The 20,170-nt window shown below is 65.6% G+C and carries 15 protein-coding genes; 8 read left to right on the top strand and 7 right to left on the bottom strand.

The window, feature by feature from the left end:
* Positions 1 to 172 precede the first annotated feature (172 nt).
* The 6 genes from C1A15_RS04940 (at position 173) to C1A15_RS04915 (ending at position 9,592) form a co-directional block, all read left to right on the top strand.
* Positions 173 to 1,015 (top strand): cytochrome b/b6 domain-containing protein, encoded by an 843-nt coding sequence (locus C1A15_RS04940; protein WP_101721526.1) that lies wholly within the window; start codon positions 173 to 175, stop codon positions 1,013 to 1,015.
* 5 nt (positions 1,016 to 1,020) lie between these two features.
* The gene (locus tag C1A15_RS04935) at positions 1,021 to 1,470 is read left to right on the top strand and encodes a hypothetical protein (protein ID WP_101721525.1); all 450 of its coding nucleotides are present in this window, start codon (positions 1,021 to 1,023) and stop codon (positions 1,468 to 1,470) included.
* Positions 1,467 to 2,243 carry a 4Fe-4S dicluster domain-containing protein gene (locus C1A15_RS04930; RefSeq protein WP_101721524.1) on the top strand — a complete coding sequence of 259 codons (777 nt, stop codon included), beginning with the start codon at positions 1,467 to 1,469 and terminating at the stop codon, positions 2,241 to 2,243. Before C1A15_RS04935 ends, C1A15_RS04930 begins: the two co-directional genes overlap by 4 nt.
* A gap of 31 nt (positions 2,244 to 2,274) precedes the next feature.
* The gene (locus C1A15_RS04925; protein WP_101721523.1) at positions 2,275 to 4,329 is read left to right on the top strand and encodes an aldehyde ferredoxin oxidoreductase N-terminal domain-containing protein; all 2,055 of its coding nucleotides are present in this window, start codon (positions 2,275 to 2,277) and stop codon (positions 4,327 to 4,329) included.
* Between the two features lie 12 nt (positions 4,330 to 4,341).
* Positions 4,342 to 5,634, top strand: coding sequence for an aminotransferase class V-fold PLP-dependent enzyme (locus C1A15_RS04920; RefSeq protein ID WP_245864919.1), 1,293 nt, complete (start codon positions 4,342 to 4,344; stop codon positions 5,632 to 5,634).
* A gap of 121 nt (positions 5,635 to 5,755) precedes the next feature.
* Positions 5,756 to 9,592 (top strand): EAL domain-containing protein, encoded by a 3,837-nt coding sequence (locus tag C1A15_RS04915; RefSeq protein WP_101721522.1) that lies wholly within the window; start codon positions 5,756 to 5,758, stop codon positions 9,590 to 9,592.
* Here the strand turns inward: C1A15_RS04915 and C1A15_RS04910 are convergent.
* From C1A15_RS04910 to C1A15_RS04890, 5 genes are all read right to left on the bottom strand, one after another.
* The gene (locus C1A15_RS04910; protein ID WP_101721521.1) at positions 9,556 to 10,431 is read right to left on the bottom strand and encodes a dimethyl sulfoxide reductase anchor subunit family protein; all 876 of its coding nucleotides are present in this window, start codon (positions 10,429 to 10,431) and stop codon (positions 9,556 to 9,558) included. The genes C1A15_RS04915 and C1A15_RS04910 overlap by 37 nt on opposite strands.
* Before the next feature lie 10 nt (positions 10,432 to 10,441).
* A complete protein-coding gene (gene dmsD / locus C1A15_RS04905; protein ID WP_101721520.1) occupies positions 10,442 to 11,101 on the bottom strand; it encodes a Tat proofreading chaperone DmsD in 660 nt (219 codons plus the stop codon).
* Entirely contained in the window at positions 11,098 to 11,748 is a 651-nt protein-coding gene (locus tag C1A15_RS04900; RefSeq protein WP_101721519.1) for a DMSO/selenate family reductase complex B subunit, read from the bottom strand. Before C1A15_RS04900 ends, dmsD begins: the two co-directional genes overlap by 4 nt.
* A 164-nt stretch (positions 11,749 to 11,912) precedes the next feature.
* Entirely contained in the window at positions 11,913 to 12,527 is a 615-nt protein-coding gene (locus C1A15_RS04895; protein ID WP_101721518.1) for a 4Fe-4S dicluster domain-containing protein, read from the bottom strand.
* A gap of 30 nt (positions 12,528 to 12,557) precedes the next feature.
* Positions 12,558 to 14,975: a DMSO/selenate family reductase complex A subunit gene (locus tag C1A15_RS04890; RefSeq protein ID WP_101721517.1), complete on the bottom strand. Its 2,418-nt coding sequence runs from the start codon at positions 14,973 to 14,975 to the stop codon at positions 12,558 to 12,560.
* Positions 14,976 to 15,775: 800 nt separating this feature from the next.
* On the opposite strand from C1A15_RS04890, the gene C1A15_RS04885 reads away from it, so the two are divergent.
* Entirely contained in the window at positions 15,776 to 17,278 is a 1,503-nt protein-coding gene (locus C1A15_RS04885; RefSeq protein WP_342746822.1) for a helix-turn-helix transcriptional regulator, read from the top strand.
* 407 nt (positions 17,279 to 17,685) lie between these two features.
* Here the strand turns inward: C1A15_RS04885 and C1A15_RS04880 are convergent, their stop codons facing one another.
* Positions 17,686 to 18,630 (bottom strand): DmsC/YnfH family molybdoenzyme membrane anchor subunit, encoded by a 945-nt coding sequence (locus tag C1A15_RS04880; protein WP_101723705.1) that lies wholly within the window; start codon positions 18,628 to 18,630, stop codon positions 17,686 to 17,688.
* A 261-nt stretch (positions 18,631 to 18,891) separates the two neighbouring features.
* Here C1A15_RS04880 and C1A15_RS16970 point away from each other — a divergent pair, with 261 nt between their 5' ends.
* Complete coding sequence (locus C1A15_RS16970) at positions 18,892 to 19,065, top strand: hypothetical protein (RefSeq protein WP_180952999.1); 174 nt, start codon at positions 18,892 to 18,894, stop codon at positions 19,063 to 19,065.
* Positions 19,066 to 19,083: 18 nt separating this feature from the next.
* On the opposite strand, the gene dapB is transcribed toward C1A15_RS16970, so the two are convergent.
* Positions 19,084 to 19,884 (bottom strand): 4-hydroxy-tetrahydrodipicolinate reductase, encoded by an 801-nt coding sequence (gene dapB, locus C1A15_RS04875; protein WP_101721515.1) that lies wholly within the window; start codon positions 19,882 to 19,884, stop codon positions 19,084 to 19,086.
* Positions 19,885 to 20,170: the final 286 nt, after the last annotated feature.

Below are 20,170 nucleotides of genomic sequence, written 5' to 3'. Positions count from 1 at the left end.
GCCTACATACGCACGAACACCGTTCGCGAGGCCTCGTTCTTCTTGAACACCCGTTCACCTGACGACGTATTTCCAATCGCCGCAGTAACATTTCTGAGCCGAACGTCGCGCCCGTACCATAAAAAGGGAAATCGGCGTCGGACGAGCGCCGGTGAACGGAAGGAGAGCAACCATGCCCTGGTTCGACCTCGCGCCCTGGCTCATCGCCCTGGCGCCCTTCGCGGGACTGTTCGCAGCTGCGTTCGCGAAACGCAAAGACCCCGCCATCGTGGGGGACAGAGTCTACCGGCACGACCCCCCGGCCCGCATCTCGCACTGGACGCACGCCTTGGGCGTGGCCGTCTGCCTCGTGTCGGGCATCATCCTGGGACTCAGGTTCACGCCCGCGTTCGTGGAGGACGGCCCGGCCGCCGTCGTATGGATGAACGTGCACTTCGTAGCCGCGGTCTCGTTTCTGTTCGGTACGTTCTTCTACCTGGGGAACACCATCATCTCGTGCCACCGCTTCAAGGAGCATCTCCCCTCGCGCGACGCCGTGGTCACGACGATCCATCACTACGGCCGCAAGCTAGGCTTCAAAAACCTCACGCCCGTCGAGGAGGACAAGTACTTCGAAAGCGAGAAGATCGCCTACCTCATGGCGCTCGGATGCTCGGTGCTGCTCGTGCTGTCCGGTCTGGTGAAAGCACTGGCGCACGTATTCCTCACGCTGCCCGACGCGTTCATGAACGTCATCACGTGGACGCATGACCTGGCCGCCGTGCTCATGCTGCTGTTCTTCCTCGCTCACGTGTTCTTCGCCGCCATCGCGCCCATGGCGTGGCGCACCTTCCCCTCGATGCTGTTCGGGTGGATGCCGCGCGACGAGGCCGAGCACGAGCACGTCGCCTGGATGAGGCGCCTCAAGGCCGCCGGACGGATCGAGGAGCCCGCGAGCACCCCGTCGGCTCCCGCGGAACCGGCAGCCGACGGCGCCGCGGCAGCGAGCGTCCCCGAACCCGCCAAGGAGGTGTAGCCGGCATGGACGAGCACGATGACGAGCGCATCGTCGAAACCCCCGAGGCCGACCGCCTGTTCGCCCCGCCCACGCCGGAAGAGGCCGCTCACGCGCTGCGCGACCTCGGATGGAACGAGCGGTTCGTGTGCACGCGCATGGCATCGGCGCGCGGCAACACCGAGACGTACGTGTACAGCCTCGAGCAGGCCGCCGTGCTCTTGCTGGACGGCAGCTCCTCGGGCCTGTCGCTGAGGTCGAACAGCTCGCTTCTGTGGGTCAACCTCGACGCCTTCGTGCGCTGGGTGCGCGAGACGATCGGCGACAGGGCGTTCGCCGACGTGCTGGAAGCCAAGCTGGCAGAACGAGAGGCGTACAACGACAAGCTTGAGACGCTGCGCCAGGTGATGAGCCTGCGCATGGCGCACTACGCGCCCTACTTCCGCGAAGACGAGAGTGAGGAGAACGACCAATGACGAACCAAGACGAGACCACGGCGCAGGCCAAGGAAGGCCTGACCCGTCGCCAGTTCCTCGCCGGCATCGGAGGGTTGGGAGTCGGCGCCATCCTGGGCGGCGGGATCATGGCCATCGCCCTGCCCGACGACGTGTACGCCATCGAGGCATCCGACGGCTACCTGCTGGTGGACACCAAGAAATGCGCAGGCTGCGAAAGCTGCATGCTCGCCTGCTCGCTCGTGCACAACGGCAAGGAGAACCTGGCGCTCTCGCGCATCCAGATCGCCAAGAACGCGCTGACGAACTTCCCCATCGACATCGCCCAGCACCAGTGCCGCCAGTGCCCCTACCCCTCGTGCGTCGAAGCGTGCCCCGTGGGCGCCATGCACGTGGATCCCGAAACCCACGTGCGCATGGTGGACGAAGGCAAGTGCATCGGGTGCGAACGCTGCGTCGAGGGCTGCCCCTTCACCCCCTCGCGCGTGCAGTGGAACTTCGAGGAGAAGCACGCGCAGAAGTGCGACCTGTGCAAGAACACGCCGTTCTGGGATCGCGAAGGCGGCCCGCGCGGCGACCAGGCATGCGTTTGCGTCTGCCCGATGAAGGCGATCACCCTGGTCAACGAGCTGCCGGTCCAAACCGACGAAGGCTACGAGGTCAACCTCAGGAACAACAACTGGGACGCGCTGCACTTCCCCATCGACGATGCCGGAGCCGTGCCGCCGGCAATCCGCAACCCGGCCAAGTTCCAGGCGAAGAAGACGGACGACTCATCGGCGAAGATCGCGTAGCGCGAAACGGCGCAAGATAGGAGAAACGGAAATGGGCGACACCTTGTTCGGATACGCGGGGAAGATCCTCGTGCTCGATCTAACGACCGAATCAAGCGAGATCATCGACAGCGCGCCGTACCTCGAAGAGTGGATCGGCGGCCACGGGCTCGCTTCGAAGCTGTTCTGGGACTACTGCACCGACAAGACCGTGGAGGCGTTCGATCCGAAAAACGTGATCGTCATCGCATCGAACGTGTTCGCCGGCACCTTGGCACCCGCCGGCGCCGGCCGCATCGAGATGACGGGCATCGGATCGTACTCGAATCCCGAATGGTATTCCCGGTCGAGCATGGGAGGTCGCGTGGGCGGCATGATGAAGGCGGCTGGGTTCGACGCCGTCGTCGTGCAGGGCAAGGCCGAGAAGCCCGTGTGGGTGAGCGTGGTGAACGGCGCCGCCGAGATCAAGAGCGCCGAGAGCCTCTGGGGCAAGGACACCTGGGAGACCCAAACCGCCATCTGGGACGACATCACGCACAACACCCCCACCGGCGACTGGTTCGAACTCACCAAGAGCCGCGACGGCGGGCGCTCGGCCAACCGTCCCGCCGTGATGGCCATAGGCCCGGCGGGCGAGAATCTCGCGCGCATCGGCACCGTGCAGCACGACGCGGCGCACGCCTCCGGCCAAAGCGGCTTCGGCGGCGTATGGGGGTCGAAGAACCTCAAGGCGATTGGATTCCTCGGAACCAATTCAGTTGCCATCGCCGACCCGGGCGCGCTCATGAGCATTCGCCTGGAAGTGCAGGAGAAGCTCGGCTACAACGTGGACAACCCGAAGTACCAAGCGCCCGACAAGGGCATCGGCTACTACAACACGTTCGTCCACAACCCCTACGGCAACGACCCCAACGTGGCGTCGCGCCCCGACGGCTGTCAGGGCTGCTTCCGCAACTGCCGCAACACGTACGCCGACCACGAGGGCAACTCGGGCATGCTGTGCACGGCGGGCTACTACTACACGGCCAGCGGCAAGGACCTCGACCGACGCAAGACCACGTCGCTGCTGAACCAGTTGGGCATCAACGGCTACGAAGCCGACATGCCCACCTATCTGTACAACCTCTACAAGATGGGAGTCATGGGCAAGGGGAAGGAAATCGACACCGACCTGCCCTTCGAGCAGTACAACAAGTTCGATTTCATCGACACCCTGCTGCATCGCATGGCCAACCGCGAGGAGATCGGCGACGACCTGGCAGAAGGCCTATCGCGCGCGGCCGAGCGCTGGGGCCGCTGGGAAGAGGACTCCGCAAGCATTTTGAAGCGTCCGAACTGGGGCTATGCCGAGCACTACGACCCGCGCCTCGAGGTCGAGTGGAGCTACGGCTCCATCCTGGGCGAGCGCGACGTGCTGGAGCACGGCATCAACTGGCCGCTGCACCACGCCGGCACCATGCCGATGCTCATCGGGGAAACGCCGCCGTGGAGCGCCGAGGAGCTGGTCAACCAGATCGTGAAGGCGAACGGCCTGAACGACCCGATGTGCTACAACTACAGCGCCGAGGGCATCTACGCCGATCCGAAGCTCAAGGCGTGCTCGTGGCTGCGCCACTACTCGCGCTTCTGGTCGAACTCGACGGGCCTGTGCGACTGGATGTGGCCGAACTTCATCAACTTCGCGAACTGGAACCCCGACGACTTCGCGGGCATGTCGCCCGACGTCGAGGTGGCCATGTTCAAGGCGGTTACCGGACGCGACCTGTCCTACGAGGAAAGCCTCGAGCACGGCCGCAAGTTCTACATGATCGACCGGGCGATCTGGGTGCTGCAAGGCCGCGAGCGCGAAGCCGAGCAGTTCGCCGAATACGTGTACGAGCAGGTCACCGACACGCCCTACGGACTGCCCGCGTACGAGGACGGCGCCTGGCACTGGTCGACGTGCCTCGGCCGCAAGCTCGACCGCGACAAGTTCGAGGACGCCAAGACGCGCTTGTACGCGCTCGAAGGGTGGAACGAGAAGGGCTATCCGATGAAGAGCGAGCTCGAGGGCTTCGGTTTGTCCGACGTCGCGCAGGCCTTGGACGCCGTCGGCAAGCTGGGCTGATCGGATGCCAAGGTGAGCCCTTCGAACACCTTCGACGCAGCCGCGATGGGCGCGCAGTTCCCGCTCATCGCGGCCGGCAGGCTCGAGGACAAACCCCTCGCCTATCTCGACAATGCGGCTACGACGCAGAAGCCCACGTGCGTGCTGTCGTCCCTCGAGCGCTACTACCGTTGCGAGAATGCGAACGCCGATCGCGGGGCGTACCCGCTGGCCCTGACGTCGACGAAGCGGTACGAGAGGGCGCGGCGCACGGCGGCGCGCTTCATCGGCGCGGATGCCGACGAGATCGTGTTCACCTCGGGCGCCACGGCGGGGCTCAACCTGGTTGCGTACTCCTGGGGGATGGCGCACCTGGAGCCCGGCGACGAGGTGGCGCTCACCATGGCCGAGCACCACAGCAACCTGCTGCCTTGGCAGCAGGTTGCCCAGATCAAGGGCGCGAAGCTCGTGTACCTATTGCTCGACGAGCAGGGCATGGTCCCCGACGAGGAGATCGACGCCAAGATCGGCCCGCGCACGAAGATCGCCACCGTGGCCCATGTCTCTAACGTGCTGGGAAGCGTGCTGCCCGTGCGGCGCATCGCCGACGCGGTGCACGCGCACGGCGGCGTGCTCGTGGCCGACTGCGCGCAGAGCGTCGCCCACCTGCCGGTCGACGTGCAGGCGCTCGGCGCCGACTTCCTGGCGTTCTCGGGCCACAAGATGTTCGGGCCGCAGGGCATCGGCGTGCTGTACGGCCGCCGCGCGCTGCTGTCCCAGATGGCTCCCCTGCTTCGCGGCGGGGGCATGATCGACAGCGTGTTCGAGCAGTCCGCCACGTTCGCCGACGCGCCAGCGCGCTTCGAGGCCGGCACGCCCAACATCGCCGGCGCCGTCGGTCTGGCCGAAGCCATGCAGTTCATGTTGGGCGTGGGATACGATGCCGTGCGCGCGCACGAACGCCACCTCCTCGAGCGCTTGCTGAACGGCTTGGCAGCGCTGCCGGCCGTGCGCGTGCACGGCGCCCCCGCGCTCGGAACCGGTCCGTGCGGCCCGAACGACGAGGTGGGCCGCTGCGCCGTGGCGTCGTTCAACGTGAGCGGCATCGACGCGAACGACGTGGCCGCCGCGCTCGCCCGCGACAACATCGCCATCCGCGCCGGAGCCCACTGCGCCGAACCGCTCGTGCGCTTCCTGGGAGAGCGCTCCACCTGCCGCGCCAGCCTGGCGCTGTACAACACCGACGAGGACGTGGATCGGCTGCTCGAAGGCCTCGAGCATGCGAAGCGCACCGTGTCGCGCATGATCATGGCCAGCATGCATTAGCGACGCTTCGTTCTGCGCCCGGCATAACAGGGCGACCGACCTCATCATTTTCCGTTTGCCGGGCCCCAACCCGTCGCCGAAGTCCTACAATGGATCAAAGGGCTTGAGGACAGGAGATCCGATGCCGGGCAGCCGACAAAAGAGCGTCTCAACGCAGGGCCACACATACGTTATCAACCGCTCGTACCGCGTCGTCTACCTCGACCACGCTGCGCGGCGCGTGTTCCCCGGAGGCCGGGTCGGCGAGCTGTGCTACGAATGCTTCCGTGGGCAGACCGAGCCCTGCAAGGACTGTCCCTGGAATCCCGATTCCGACGAGCATGCCACGCAAAGCGTCATCTACAGCGCGCGCGTGGGCCGGTGGTACGAGCTCACCTGCCTCGAGCTGGATTGGTTCGACGAAGGCCCCTGCGTGCTGTTCTCGGGCCATCCCGTCGATGAGCACAGCCGCGGCCTGTTCAGCTCGCTGAGCGAGCCGTCCTCTTACGACGAGCTGTTCGAACTCAACCTCACCGACGACGCGTACAAGGTGCTCTACCACGAACCCGGCAAGTTCGTGATCCCGGCGGTCGAGGGGCGTCTCGGCACCATGTTCCCCGACGTGCGCGATCACATGATCCATCCCGAGGACCGCGATCGCTTCGCCGCGTTCTGGGACTTCGACACGCTGCTCGATCGCATCGAAGGCGCAGGCGGCGCACTGCGCGGCGAGTTCCGCAAGCGCCTCGTATCGGGAGGATGGAACTGGGCGGCCATGACCGCGGTGTCCGTCAAGCGCGGCGGCAACGGCGAGCGCGTGGTGATGTGCTTCATCGCCGATGCCGAAGACGAGGTGCGGCGCCGCACGTCGCAGGCCGAGCGCTCCCAGATCCAGCTGCTGCGCGAGCGCGATCAGCTGACCGGCCTGTACAACGCCACCACGTTCTACGATAAGGCCGAGCGGCTCGTGAACGGCACGCCCGAAACCGCCTACGACGCCGTGTACATCGACATCGAGCACTTCAAGATATTCAACGAGTGGCACGGGCGCGAGGCGGGGGACGCCATCCTGCGCGCCATCGCCGAACGCATCGAGGCCATCGCCCGGCACCGGGGCGGCATCGCCGGCTATCTGGGCGGCGACGACTTCACCCTCATCCTCCCCCGCGGCCTGCTCACCGAGGAGAGCGTGGAGCTGGAGCTGAAGAAAGAGCCGTTCGACTCCGAGGACACCATCGGGTTCCAACCCGCTTTCGGCGTGTGCGCCATCAACCGCCCCGACGTTTCGGTGGTCACCGCCTGCGACCACGCGATGATCGCGATGAACTCCGTCAAGGGAGCGTACACCAAGCGCATCGCCTGGTACGACCCGGGCATGACCGAGGAGATGGAGAACGAGGCCAAGATCCTTCTCGAGGTGAAGCGGGCGCTGGCGAACCGCGAGTTCGTGCTGTACTGGCAGCCCCAATGCAGCACGCGCACCGAGCGCATCGTGGGCCTCGAGGCCCTCGTGCGCTGGCAGCATCCCGCGCGCGGCCTCGTCATGCCGGGCGCATTCATCCCCGTGCTCGAACGCAACAACTTCATCGCAAGCCTCGACCTGTACGTGTGGGACGAGACGTGCCGCCACATCCGCTCGTGGATCGATCGCGGCGGCACTCCCATCCCCGTGTCGGTGAACATCTCGCGGGCCGACCTGTACGCCATCGACGTCGTCGAGTCGTTGGAAGGCCTCGTGACGAAGTACGACCTGGATCACAAGCTGCTGGAGCTGGAGATCACCGAGAGCGCGTACGCCGAGGACCAGAAAATGGCCGACGCGGTGGCGCGCCTCAAGGAGCTCGGCTTCACCATCCTCATGGACGACTTCGGCAGCGGCTACTCCTCGCTCAACATGCTGAAGGACATCACCGTCGACATCCTGAAGATCGACATGGGCTTCCTCACGCGGCAGAACGAATCGCAGCGCAGCGAGAGCATCCTCGAGGCCATCGTATCCATGGCGCGTTTCATGGATCTGCGCATCATCGCCGAAGGCGCCGAGACGAAGGAGCAGGTGGACTTCCTGCAGGGCATCGGGTGCGACTACGCGCAGGGGTACTACTTCCACCATCCCATGTCCACCGAGGCGCTCGAGAAGCTGCTGGCGCAGGACGGCATCGTGGACTACCGCGGCGTGCTGAGTCCCAGCATGGAGCTCATCGACGTCAACGCCCTGCTGCACGACGACATGATCAGCCGCGCCACCGTGGACAACCTGATCGGCGGCCTGGCCATCTACGACGTGTACGCCGACCATTTCGAGCTGTCGCAGGTGAACAACGAGTACTACCACGTCACCGGCTGCAATTCCGTGGACCTGCGCGAGCGCCAGCACCTCATCTCGCGCCAGGTGCATCCCGACGACCTCGGGCTCGTGCGAGCCATGTTCGCCGAAGCGTACGAGCACCCCGTCACAGGCGCCGAAGCCACGTTTCGCCGCTACCGCCTGAACGGCGAGCTCATGTGGATGCGCATGCGCGCGTTCTTCCTGCGCCGCGAGAAGGATCGCACCATCTTCTTCGCCTCGCTGTCCGACGTAACCGGGCAGAAGGAGCAGGAACAGGAGCTTGAGCTCGAGGACGAGATCCTGCACCGCATCATCCAGCAGTCGGATCTGAACGTATGGGTGTACGACATCGCATCAGACCGCCTGGCGTTCCAGAACCTCTCGTCGAGCGGCATCGCCTCGTTGTTGGCCGCCTCCGCCGACGAAGAGGACACCGCCAGCCTGGGCGACGACGTGAGCAACGTGTTGCGCCGCCTGTCGCGCGAGGCCATGTGGGGCCGCCCCGCCGCGCGCACGATCAAAGTATGGTCGAACACGGGCGAGCCGCTGACGCTGCACATCGAGCGCGAGATCGTGCCCAACGCCAACGGAAAGCCCGCGCGCGTCATCGGCTATCTGGAGGATCCCTTGCAGGATTCGCAAGCCAAGCTGGCGCGCGCGAACGACAATCGGCTGCTCGACATTCTCAAGGGCACGGCGGTGGATCACTGGTACGTCAACGTGAACACGAAGAACTTCCTCAATTCTGCCGATCGGCGCGCGTGGCGCTACTGGGCCGGGCTCTCGCTGGAAGACTGGTCGAACGTCACGCTCGAGGACCGCATCGGCCCCTACCTCAGATCGAGCGAGGACGCGGAGGCCATCGAGCGCTTCCTCGACTTCGACGACATGCTGCGACGGTTCGACGACGAGGAGCGCTACAGCTCGCTCGAGTACCGCCGCACCGACGAATCCGGCGAGCGCTGGATGGAGCTGAGCTATCGCATGGTGCAGCTCGAGGAGGGCGGCGCCGTCTACGCCTACCTGTCGGTCACCGACATCGACGAGCGCAAGCGCCGCGAGCTGGATTTGGAGAACAAAGCCGAGCACGACGCACTCACCGGGCTGCTGAACCGCCAGAGCGCCTCGTTGCGCATGGCGACCGCCCTGGAACGCACCGTGGAGCGCGGCTATCGCGGCGCGTTCGCCATCATCGACCTCGACGACTTCAAGCAGGTGAACGACACGTACGGCCACCTGTCGGGCGACACGGTGCTTGCCGGCGTGGCGCAGCATTTGCGCGCAGCCTTCAGGAAGGGCGACCTCATCTGCCGCTGGGGCGGCGACGAGTTCGTCGTGTACTGCGAGGACATGGAACGCGAGGACATGGCAAGGCGCATCGCCGATTTGAGCGCGAGCCCCTGGAACGCGACGGTGCAGGGCAACCAGGTGATCGACCTGTCGGTTTCGACCGGCATCGCGATGGTGCCGCAGGACGGCAGCGCGTTCAAAACAGTCTACGAGCGGGCCGATCGAGCGCTCTACCAGGCGAAGTCGAAAGGCAAGGCGCATTTCTGCTTCTTCCAAACAGGAGCGTCTCACCCCGTCCCCCTGTCTCACTCCGCCCCTCTGTCTCACACGCCGAGGCCTGCCGTCATGTGCATCATGTAGAACGCGAAGCGCATGATGAAGATGCCGCCGAGCACGAGCGCGGCAGCTCCCGCCGTGCGCGCGACGGACAGCCGGGCGCGGCCCCAGAGCGCCGCGACGTCCAGGCCGATGCCCGCAATGCCCAGCACGCCGAACGCGCCGATCATGAGGCCGTACGAGGGAACCAGCTGCGCGGCCGTCAGGTACGAGTTCTCGATAGTGCCCAGGTCGGCGGCCTGCAAGCCGAACGTCGCAACGTTGGCCGCCAGCGCCAGCGCGGCCACGACGACCAGCACGCGCCCCCTGCGCCCCGCGACGGGCTCGTACCCTGCGATGCGCAGCCCCGCGACGGCGAGGACGGGGCCGCCGACGAGAGCGTTGATCACGAGGTTGACGGGCACGTAGACGGTGTACCACGACACGATGGTATCGGCGGCGTAGGCGAAGCCCACCGCCACCACGAACACCGCGCCCGCCAGCATGGCCAGCACGAGCCAGGCCCGTTGCAGCCGCACGCGGGGATGCTCGGCGAAGTTGTACAGCCAGTACAGCCCCGCCAGCGCGAGGAACACCACGGCGAAGAACACCTCGGTGGACAGCGGGCTGCGCCCCACGCCGATGAACACGTACAGCGCGTTGGCTGGATTGCCCAGGTGGGTGGCCGACGCCACGAGGCCAACCATGGCCACCACGAGAGGAATGCCCAGAAACACGTTGAGGCGCTGGCGCATGGCGTCGGACGTGCCGCGCGCCAGCGCGGAAAGCCCCATGCAGATGAACGCAACCACGCCCGACGGCGCCAACGTCGTGAACAGCACGAGCGTGATCTCGCCGAGCGCGGTGTCGAATCCTGAAATCATGCAGGCGATCCTAGCGGTAGAACCTCGGGTAGACGACGTCCAGGGCCAGCTCGTTCTGGATGCCTTCGAGCGACGCCTTCGTCAGGCGCGCGAGGCCTTCGTAGAACGGGTGCGCGGCCGCCTCGGCGAGCTCGTCGAGGAAGTGCGACGACCAGGTGAGCAGGTGCTTCCGCAGGTACTCGTCCAGGTCGGCCGGCCGCTCGCGCGCGAGCCACGCCATGAGCGCGAGCATGAGGCCGATGTGGTCCTCGGGGTCCTTGTCGTCCGTCTGGCGCGCGATGCCGCGCCCGCGCATCCAGCGGCGCAGCTCCAGCGTGCTCGCGCCGAACACGACGCACTCGCGGTCGGTGTACACCGAGCCCCAGGGAGGGGCCGGCTTCGGCGCGGGGCCGACGAACAGGCGGCGGTACTCCCACACGAGGCCGTCGTCGTCCGTGCCCGCAGCCAGGCCGGCCGCCATGAGGCCGAGGTCGGCGCGCGCCTCCCCCTCGTCGGCGAAGGGCCATTCGGCGGCTGCCGCCTCGGCGTCGAGGGCGGCCATCGCCTCGAAGGCGGGGCCGGCGTCGCCCTTCACCGGGTCTTGCAGGAAAAACGGCCCCAAGGTCTCGCCGACGAAGGCGATGGCCTCGCGCACGTCCTCGGACAAGGGCACGGTTGCTTCTTCGCTCATTGCTCGATCTCCTTATCGGTTGCCCGAAATCCAACTTCCAACAGGTTCGCCACCGCACCGTCCTTCGACTCCGCCGGACGGGCGTCGTCGGGAGGCTTGATGAACAGGTTCGGCACCGTCGCGGCCGGGTCGGGCAGCGGCGCGATGGCGGCGCGCTCGCCCAGCTTCGCCATCTCCTCGGCCGTGCCGAAGTCCAGGGCGCGGGCCGGGCAGGCCTCGACGCACACCGGCTTCTCGCCCGCGGCCACACGCTCGATGCAGCCGTCGCACTTCACGCTGTGCCCCTTGTCGCGGTCCACGCGCGGCGCGTTGTAGGGACACGACAGATGGCAGTACCCGCAGCCGATGCAGTGTCGTTCGTTGACGCTGACGAGCCCGGTTTCCTCGTCCTTGTGCATGGCCTCGGTGGGGCACACGCGCACGCACACCGGGTCGTCGCAGTGGTTGCACGCCACCGTCACGTTGTACGAAAAGCAGGTGGAGCTGAACGTGCCGTCGTCCGCGCGCACGGTGTCGCCGCCCGTGTACTCGTACACGCGGCGATACGCGGTGCCGACGTCGAGGTCGTAGGCGTCTTTGCAGGCGAGCATGCACGTCTTACACCCTGAGCAACGCGTCCCGTCGAAGAAAAAAGCCTGTTGAGACATGTGGCGACCTCCTCTCGTCAACACGATCCGCAACCATCGGCCCCCTTCCAAGAAGGCGGGGCACGCCTATTCTAGCGTACCCCGCCTTCCCTCGCGCCGAGCGCTTCAGATCGCCACGAGCCCCTCATGCAGAGGCCCGTGGCGCTTGTTCGTCGCCGAGCGCGTTACGCAACCTCAAGCGGGTTCGCGATCTCGGCTGCGCCGACCGGCTGAGCGTCGGCGGACGCCTTGATGTAGATGTTCGGGCTCGTCTCGGAGGGGTCGGGCAAGGGAGCGATGTTGCCTCGCTCGCCCAGCTTCGCCATCTCCTCGGCCGTGCCGAAGTCCAGGGCGCGGGCCGGGCAGGCCTCCACGCACACCGGCTTCTCGCCCGCGGCCACGCGCTCGGCGCATCCGTTGCAGCGCACGGCCTTCTTCTTCTCCTCGTCCACCTTCGGCGCGTTGTACGGGCACACGATGGCGCACGTGCCGCAGCCGATGCACTTCTCCTCGTCGATGGACATGAGGCCCGTGTCGGCGTCCTTGACGATGGCGCTCTGCGGGCACTTCTCGAAGCAGATCGGCGTGTCGCAGTGGTTGCACGACATGGACAGCGGATAGCTGACGCACGTGGTGGTCAGGATGCCGTCGGCGTCCTTCACGGTGTCGCCGACGGTCACCTCGTACACATGGCGGAACGAGATGCCCAGATCGATGTTCTTGTAGTCCTTGCACGCCATCTGGCAGGTCTTGCACCCGGTGCAGCGCGTGCCGTCAAAGTAGAATGCCTGTTGAGACATGGTATATCACCCTTATCTTCGCTCGTCGCCCTACGCCTTGGTAACCTGGCAGATGTTGCTGTGCTGAGGGTTGCCCTTCGCCAGCGGAGACGGACGATGGGTCGTCAGCGTGTTGATGCAGCCGCCCTTGTCCACGCGATCGCCGTACATGTCGGCATCGTGCCACGCGCCCTGCGAGATGCACACCGTGCCGGGAACCACGCGCGGCGTGACCTTCGCCAGGATCTCGATTTCGCCGAACGCGTTCTTCACGCGGATCTTGTCGCCCTGCTTGATGCTGCGCTCCTTCGCGTCGGCGGGGTTGATCCAAGCCTCCTGCGGGTTGACTTCCTTGAGCAGCTCGATGCCGCCCCAGGAGGAGTGCGTGCGACCGCGGTAGTGGAAGCCGCTGCAACGCAGGGGGAACTCATCGGTGGGCACGTCGGTCTCGGTGAAGCCATGCGTGTACACCGGGATGGGCGAAATGAGGTCTTCCTCGCCGAGCTCCCAGGTGGAGGCGATGCCGGCCAGCGTTTCGGAGTAGATCTCGATCTTGCCCGTGGGCGTGTCCAGCGGGTTGGCCGCCGGATCGTTGCGGAACGCCTCGAACGCGATGGTCGCGCCCTTCGGGTTCTTGCGCGTGTAGACGCCCATTTCCATGGCCTCGTCGTACGTCGGCAGCTCGGTGTCCTTCTCGCGCGTCTTCTCGTAGAGTTCCTTGATCCACTCTTCCTGCGTCTTGCCCTCGGTGAACTGGTCCTTCACGCCCATCTTGTCGGCGATGAGGGTCAGGGCGTCGTAGAGGGTCTTGCGCTCGAACTTCGGCGTGGTGCACGGCTGGCCGCTGATCATGTAGGCGTTGTCGCCGCCGGTGCCGATCTGCGACACCTGCTCGAAGCGGAACAGGTCGGGCAGCAGGATGTCGGCGTACTTGGCGGAGTCCGTCATGGCCGTCTCCCACACCACGATGAACTCGCACTTGCTCTCGTCTGCCAGGATGTCGTGGGCGTAGTTGATGTCGCCGTGCTGGTTCGTCAGGCAGTTGCCGGCGTAGTTCAGCATGCACTTGATGTTCTGGTTGAGCTTGTCGGCGCCCGTCACGGCGGAGTTGAGCGCCGTCATCTCCGTGCCATGGTCGATGGCCTCGGTGAACAGGAACACGGGGATCTTCGCCTTGATGGGGTTGTCGCCGGCCGGCAGGGACGTCAGGCTGATGGAGTACGATCCCTCGCGGCAGCCGTTGCTCGTGCCCGGCAGGCCGACCTGGCCGGTCAGCAGCGGCAGCATCATGATGGACCAGCAGTTCAGCTCGCCGTTGCTGCGGCGCTGCGGACCCCAGCCCTGCACGACGTACAGCGGCTTGGCCTCGCCGATCTCCTGCGCGAGCTCGCGGATGCGGTCGGCGGAGATGCCGCAGATGGGGGCTGCCCACTCGGGGGTCTTCTCCACCATGTCGTAGCCGGTGCCCATGATGTAGTCCTTGTAGGACTTGTTCTGGCCCTTGGCGCTCTCGGGCATGGTGTCCTCGTCGTAGCCGACGCAGTACGTGTCGAGGAATTCCTTGTCCACCTGATCGTTCGCGATCAGCTCGTGCGCGATGGCGGAGCAGAGCGCGGCGTCGGTGCCGGGGTTGATGGGCTGCCACTCGGCAGAACGGCCCATGACGGAATCGTTCATGCGGGGGTCGATGTAGATCATCTTGCCCTTCGTGGTCTCGCGCAGGTGCACCCAGTCGTAGTGCGACACGGCGCCGCCCTGACGCGTCTCGGTCGGGCTCGTGCCGAACGCGAGAATGAGCGCGGCGTCCTCGGCGGCGTTGAGCGTGCTGCCGCTGAAGCCGGATGCGCCGTAGGTGTGGGGCACGATCATTTCCATCTGCATGGCGCTGTAATCGCCGTACGAACCCAGGTAACCGCCGAGGCAGTTCATGAAACGAGGCAGCGAGCGCGCCGTCGTGGAGCTTACGCCCGTTGCGTAGGGGATGTACACGGATTCGTTGCCGTACTCGTCGATGATGCGCTTGAGCTCGCTGGCGATCGTGTCAACGGCTTCGTCCCACGAGATTTGCTCGAACTTGCCTTCGCCGCGCTTGCCGACGCGCTTCATGGGGTAGTTGATGCGGTCGGGGTTCGCGAGCCAACGGCGGTACGTGCGGCCGCGCAGGCAGGCGCGGGGCTGCACCTCGTCGAAGCCGGCGTCCTTGCTCGTGTAGGTTTCCACCCAGGCGACCTCGTCGTCCTGCACGTGGAACTTCAGGCTGCAACGGCCGGGGCAGTTGATGGCGCAGTGGCCCCACGTCGTGGTCTCCTCGACGGCCTGCGTCGTGGCGGCATCGCCGCTCTTGCCCTGCTCCGCGCTCGGCGAGCAGGCGAACAACGTGCCGCTGCCGAACGCTGCGGCACCCAGGCCGGCCAGCGCCGAGCCCTTGACGAACGTGCGACGGGAAACGCTATCCATCGGATTTGTCATGGTCCCTCCCTCTTTCACTCTCTCGTCCTATGCTCCGCTTCCCAGGCGGAACGCTTCGCATTGTGGCACTCGCGCCTCTCCGCCGTGTCACATAAAATATGCGAACTTGGAGTTTTGCCTGATCAAGGCTGTCACCCTCACCAGCTTTCGACCGAGATCAAGCGACTCCGCGCCTCTGTGCCGAACTCTTGTTGGCATGCGACCGGTCAAAACAGGAGCAATGGACGGCAGGTCTCGCGCTCTGCCGGCTGAGTCGGCGGAGGGTCGCAGGGAGCCCTGTTCCTCGGAGCACGGTAATAGAATCGAAGAAAATTTTCGATATTTTACCGTATCGGGCGATCGAAGCTTGGGAATCTCCTGCGAAGACGGGAAAATCATCGAATGGAGCGAGAAAAGCCGGATTCGGGGCGATTTGAAGCGGTTTTCGGACGCTGGATCCCGAAGTTCGGTACAATATTGTCGAAAAATCCCGAATTCCTTACCGTAATCGCTCCGCAGCCGGAAGGGCTCGTTGAACGCGACTGCGACACGCTCGAGCCCCGTCTTGTCCGAGATGCAGAACTGCACCTACTTCGAAATCGGCGAGACGGTGGTGGCGCCCTTCTTCCAGACGGCGCGCGAAGAACGGGGAAGTCGGGTATACTGCACAGGCATCGAACCGCTCGCAACCACAGGAAGCCGCCGTGCGCATCAAGGGAATCGCCAGCATCTTGAAGCCGAACATCACCTCGCTCGGCTACGGCCTGTTCTTGGCCATCAACGCCGCGGGCGTGTGGGGTGGCGTGTTCCCGTTTTTGCCAATGGAGTTCCAAACCACCGAGATCGTGTTCTGGTTCTTCCTCGCGCAATCGCTCGTGTTCTCGTTCAGCTACTTCGCCAGCGCCCTGGGATCGTACTTCTTCCCCGGGCCGACGCGCACGTTCATCGTACGGTTGGCCACCATGCCCTACTTCCTGGGATGGTGCTGCCTCATCGCGGCCATCTACCTCGACGCATGGGCGCTGCCGCTCGTGATCGTCGGCGGCGCGCTGCTGGGGCTGGGCTCGGCCGGTTTTTACATGCTGTGGCAGCGGCTGTTCGCCAGCCAGGATTCCGACACCGGCAACCGCGATCTCATCCTTGGCACCGTATACGCGGCGGTGCTGTACTTCTCGCTGTACCTTATTCCGCAAGCGGTCACGGCGTTCCTCATCCCGCTCGTGTTCCTGCCGCTGTTCGGGTTGACCATCGTGCTGAAAAGCCGCGAGATCGACCTCGACCAAGCCATGTTCCAGGACGTGCCGCGCGACCATCCCCGCGTGTACCAACGGCTCGCGAACGATTATTGGCGCAGCGCCCTGTGCGTGGGCGCGCTGGGATTCTGCACCGGCATCATGCGCTCGCTGGCCATCGGCGAGCCGACGGTGGGATCGCTCGTGAACGTGCTGTCGATGGGCGGCTCGCTGACCGCCGCCGTGGCGCTGCTGGTGCTGTGGCAGTTCAAGAACCTCAGCGTGAACGTGGTGGGCGCGTACCGCATCTTCTTCCCGTTCGTCATCACGTCGTTCCTGCTGCTGCCGTTTCTCCCCGAGGAGTACGCACGTTGGCTGGCCGGCGGCCTGTACGCCGTGTACAGCGTGGCCATCATGCTCATGATGATCCAATGCGCGCAGGCCTCGCGCGACCGCGGCATCAACCCGGTGTTCATCTACGGGTTCTTCGGCGGTATCGTGTACGCTTTGCACGACGTGGGCTTCATCGGCGGGACGTTCGCCGAGCAGACCATGATCATCGGCATCGCGCCGCTTGCCGTCGTGGCACTCGTGGCGGTGTATTTGCTGGGGCTCATGTACTTCATCGGACAGGGCGGGTTCCGCCGCATCCTCGGACGCAGCGGCTCCGGCCGCGACGACGCGGCGGCCAGCATCGAGCTTGTGGCGCTGCGCGCGCATGCGGTGGAGAAGAGGCCCGCGAACGCCGAGGCGGATGTTGCGCCGGCAAAGAAGGCGAACGGCAAGCGAGGCGACAAGCCGCCGCGCAACGCTCGACCCCGTCGCGAGGAGAAGGAGCGCGTGTACCTCGACCGCATCTCGAAGCAGGCTGCGCTGCTGCAGCAGCATTATCGCCTAAGCGAGCGCGAGACGGAGGTCATGGAGCTCATCGCCCGCGGCAACACCGTGGCGCGCATCGCGGAGGACCTCGTGGTCACCGAGAACACCATCCGCACGCATTCGAAGCGCATTTACGCGAAGCTCGACATCCACAAGAAGCAGGAGCTGCTCGACCTCATCGAGTCGTTCGACCCCAACGATCTACAGGAGTAGCGAGCATTCGCATGGGGCTGCGATGGAAAAGCAGCGCCAAAGGTCGAGCGCGCGTCGCTTCCGGCGCATCGCAGCTCGCATGCAGCCGTGGCGGATCGAAGGATTCCGCCCAGGATGATCCGGCTCGCGTCGATCTCGGTTTGGCGGCGAGGCGGCGTACTGCTACAAACGTACCGATTTCGGCGGCTCGTACTCTGCTCGTGCCCGGTTCCGGAAGATCGTTTCGACAAAAAGCCTGGTCACGGGAAGCAACCTCCACTTGATCCATTCGAGCACGCCGAAATCGGCAGTTTTGCAGCAATCGATGGTAGCCCGCTGCGCGATTCGACCCCGAAGCGCACGAAAAAGCCGCCGGCTCCCGAACGGGGCGCCGACGGCTCGCCAACCGCTGCAGCAGAAAGCTGCTGCTAGAACTGCAGCGCGTAGAACATGACACGCGCCACGATGAGCGCGATCAACACGGCCGCGTTGCCCGCGACGAGCACGGGAACCGCCGAGCGAACCGCAGTCCTGGCCTCGTCGCGCTCGTCGGCCATATCGCGCACGGGGATGGCTGCGGCTGCGCCAGCCGTGCGACCCATCGGCGCAACAGAGCGATCAGGCGAATAGGCAGAGCGCAGGCACGCGAGTGTGACGACGAACCCCACGATGGCGATGGCCAGGTACACCCACCCGCCCGGAAGAGCGTCGGAGCCGGGGAAGAACGCGCTCACCAGCGCCTGAGCGTTGAGCATCTGGGCCGTCACGGCGAAGATGGACGCCAACGCGCCGATCAACGCGACGATCAGCGAGAAGCGGGCGAATCCGGTGCCCCGCGTCTCCGACAGCGAACCCGCAGCCGCGATGACGAGCGTGCCCAGCGGCACGCCTCCGACAAGGCAGAAGCCCGCGAATCCGATGGGAACGACGATGGAGGCCCAGGTAGCCACGCCGGACGTCATGTAGACGACGCCGATAGAGACGGCGTAGGCGATAGCGAGCACGCTCATCGCCGCGGCGAAGGCCTTGCGCACGCCGTACGTCATGACGCCCGCCATCGCGACGATCCAATACACCACCGCCGCCACGGCGAACACCACGGCCATGACCACCGCGAACGTCAACGCGCCGGGATCGACGCCCTGGAACGCCAACAGCGTGGACTGGGGAGATCCGAAGAACATGAACGCAGCGGCCAACCCGACCGCCAGGATGACGAGCGGCAGCGCCGTCCATCGGTCGATGCGTTGCAGCGCGTCGGGCGTGAAGTCCGTCGTGAGGAACGCGTTCGAAAGCCCGACGAACGCGCCGGACGCCATCGGAGCTATCGCCGTGAAGAGCAGCAGCGGAAGCTGCGCGAAAACAAGATCCATGGTCATCAACCTCCTTGGAGCGAGAAGCTCCGAACGAAACCGTTGCATCGGTTCATCCTAGGTTGACCCATGGCTCCCGCAGCGAAGCCGCTCCGAAGTTCAGCGCCGCGTTGCTGCATCGTGACAACGCCGTCAGGATGACACGTGACGCCCGGATACGCAACGATCGCGTATCCTTCGGCTCGCCTCGACCTGATGACGGGCAGCATTTGTTAGGGTAGCAACCTTCGTCACTCGGCCCGCATGCAGAGGAGGTTTTGCATGACCCGCATTCAAAGAGGCTGGGCGGTGGCCGCCGCCCTCGCTGGAGCGCTGCTCGCCTGCACGATCGCGCTGATCGCGGCCGCCGCGATGCCGCCGGCGCCCTCGATCGCGCTCGCGCTTCTCGCCTGCATCCTGTTCACAATCGCAGCTCGCCAGGCGCGCCGCCCGTAGGCGGCGCGGAGATCGGCGTCAGCCCAGATCGAACACGTCTGCGATGCGGTAGACGCCGGCGGGCTTGCCATGGAGGAACGCGGCGCAGTCGACGGCGCCGCGGGCGAAGCAGTCATCGCTGTAGGAGTAATGGGTGATCTCCAAGCGCTCGCCGAGGCCGCCGAAGTACACCTTGTGGTCGCTCGTGATGTCGCCGGCACGCAGCGAATGGAAGCCCACGCCGCCGGGCTTGCGCGCGCCGTGGCCGCCGCGGCCGTATTCGGCCAGCTCGTCGAGCGTGGTGCCCTTGAGCTCGGCGATCATGTTGCCGATGATGACGGCGGTGCCGCTGGGTGCGTCCAGCTTGCAGCGGTCGTGTTGATCGATGATCTCGATATCCGTCTCGTCCACGAGGGCCCGTGCGGCGATCTCCACCAGCTTGAGCATCACGTTCACCATCTTCGACGTGTTGCATTTGAAGATCACCGGAATGCGCTGGCCGGCCGCCTCGAAGCGCTCGAACTGCTCGGGCGTGAACCCGGTGCTGGCGGTGACGAGGGCCTTCCCATGCTCGACGGCCAGGCCGAGCGTTTCGAGACATTGCTCCACGCTGGACACGTCGATGAGCGCATCGCACCGGTCGATGACGGATGCGAGGTCGTCCACCACGGGGATGCCCAGGTCGCGCCCGAGGCCCACCACCTGGCCGAGGTCGCGGCCGATGTAGTCGCGCCCCGCAGGGCCCACGCCGCCCACCAGCTCCATGCCCTCGCGCTCGTCCACGAACCGGCTGATGGGCTGCCCCATCTGCCCATGACATCCGACGACGATCACCTTCATGCCGTGCTCCTTCCCTGCCGTATGGCAGCGTCGCCTGCGGCGCGCTGTTCGTTGCCGTCAGTATAAAGGGTGCGACCAGCAAGCGACAGCGCACGACCGCGTCGGCGGCGTTCGGGCGACGCGCGGCGCGCCGCTATCGCTCGGGCGCTCGAGCTCGGCACGGCACTCGAGGCACCTGCTGACGACGTCGGTTTCCCGCCAGAGGCGAATATGGCAGAAATGTGCGGGTATGCGACCGAATCCAGGGACTATCATCCGAAATTCGGTTCGATCGAACATAAAGCCC

This window comes from Eggerthella timonensis (assembly GCF_900184265.1).
Taxonomy (GTDB): domain Bacteria; phylum Actinomycetota; class Coriobacteriia; order Coriobacteriales; family Eggerthellaceae; genus Eggerthella; species Eggerthella timonensis.
This window is presented reverse-complemented; position numbering and strand designations above follow the sequence as displayed.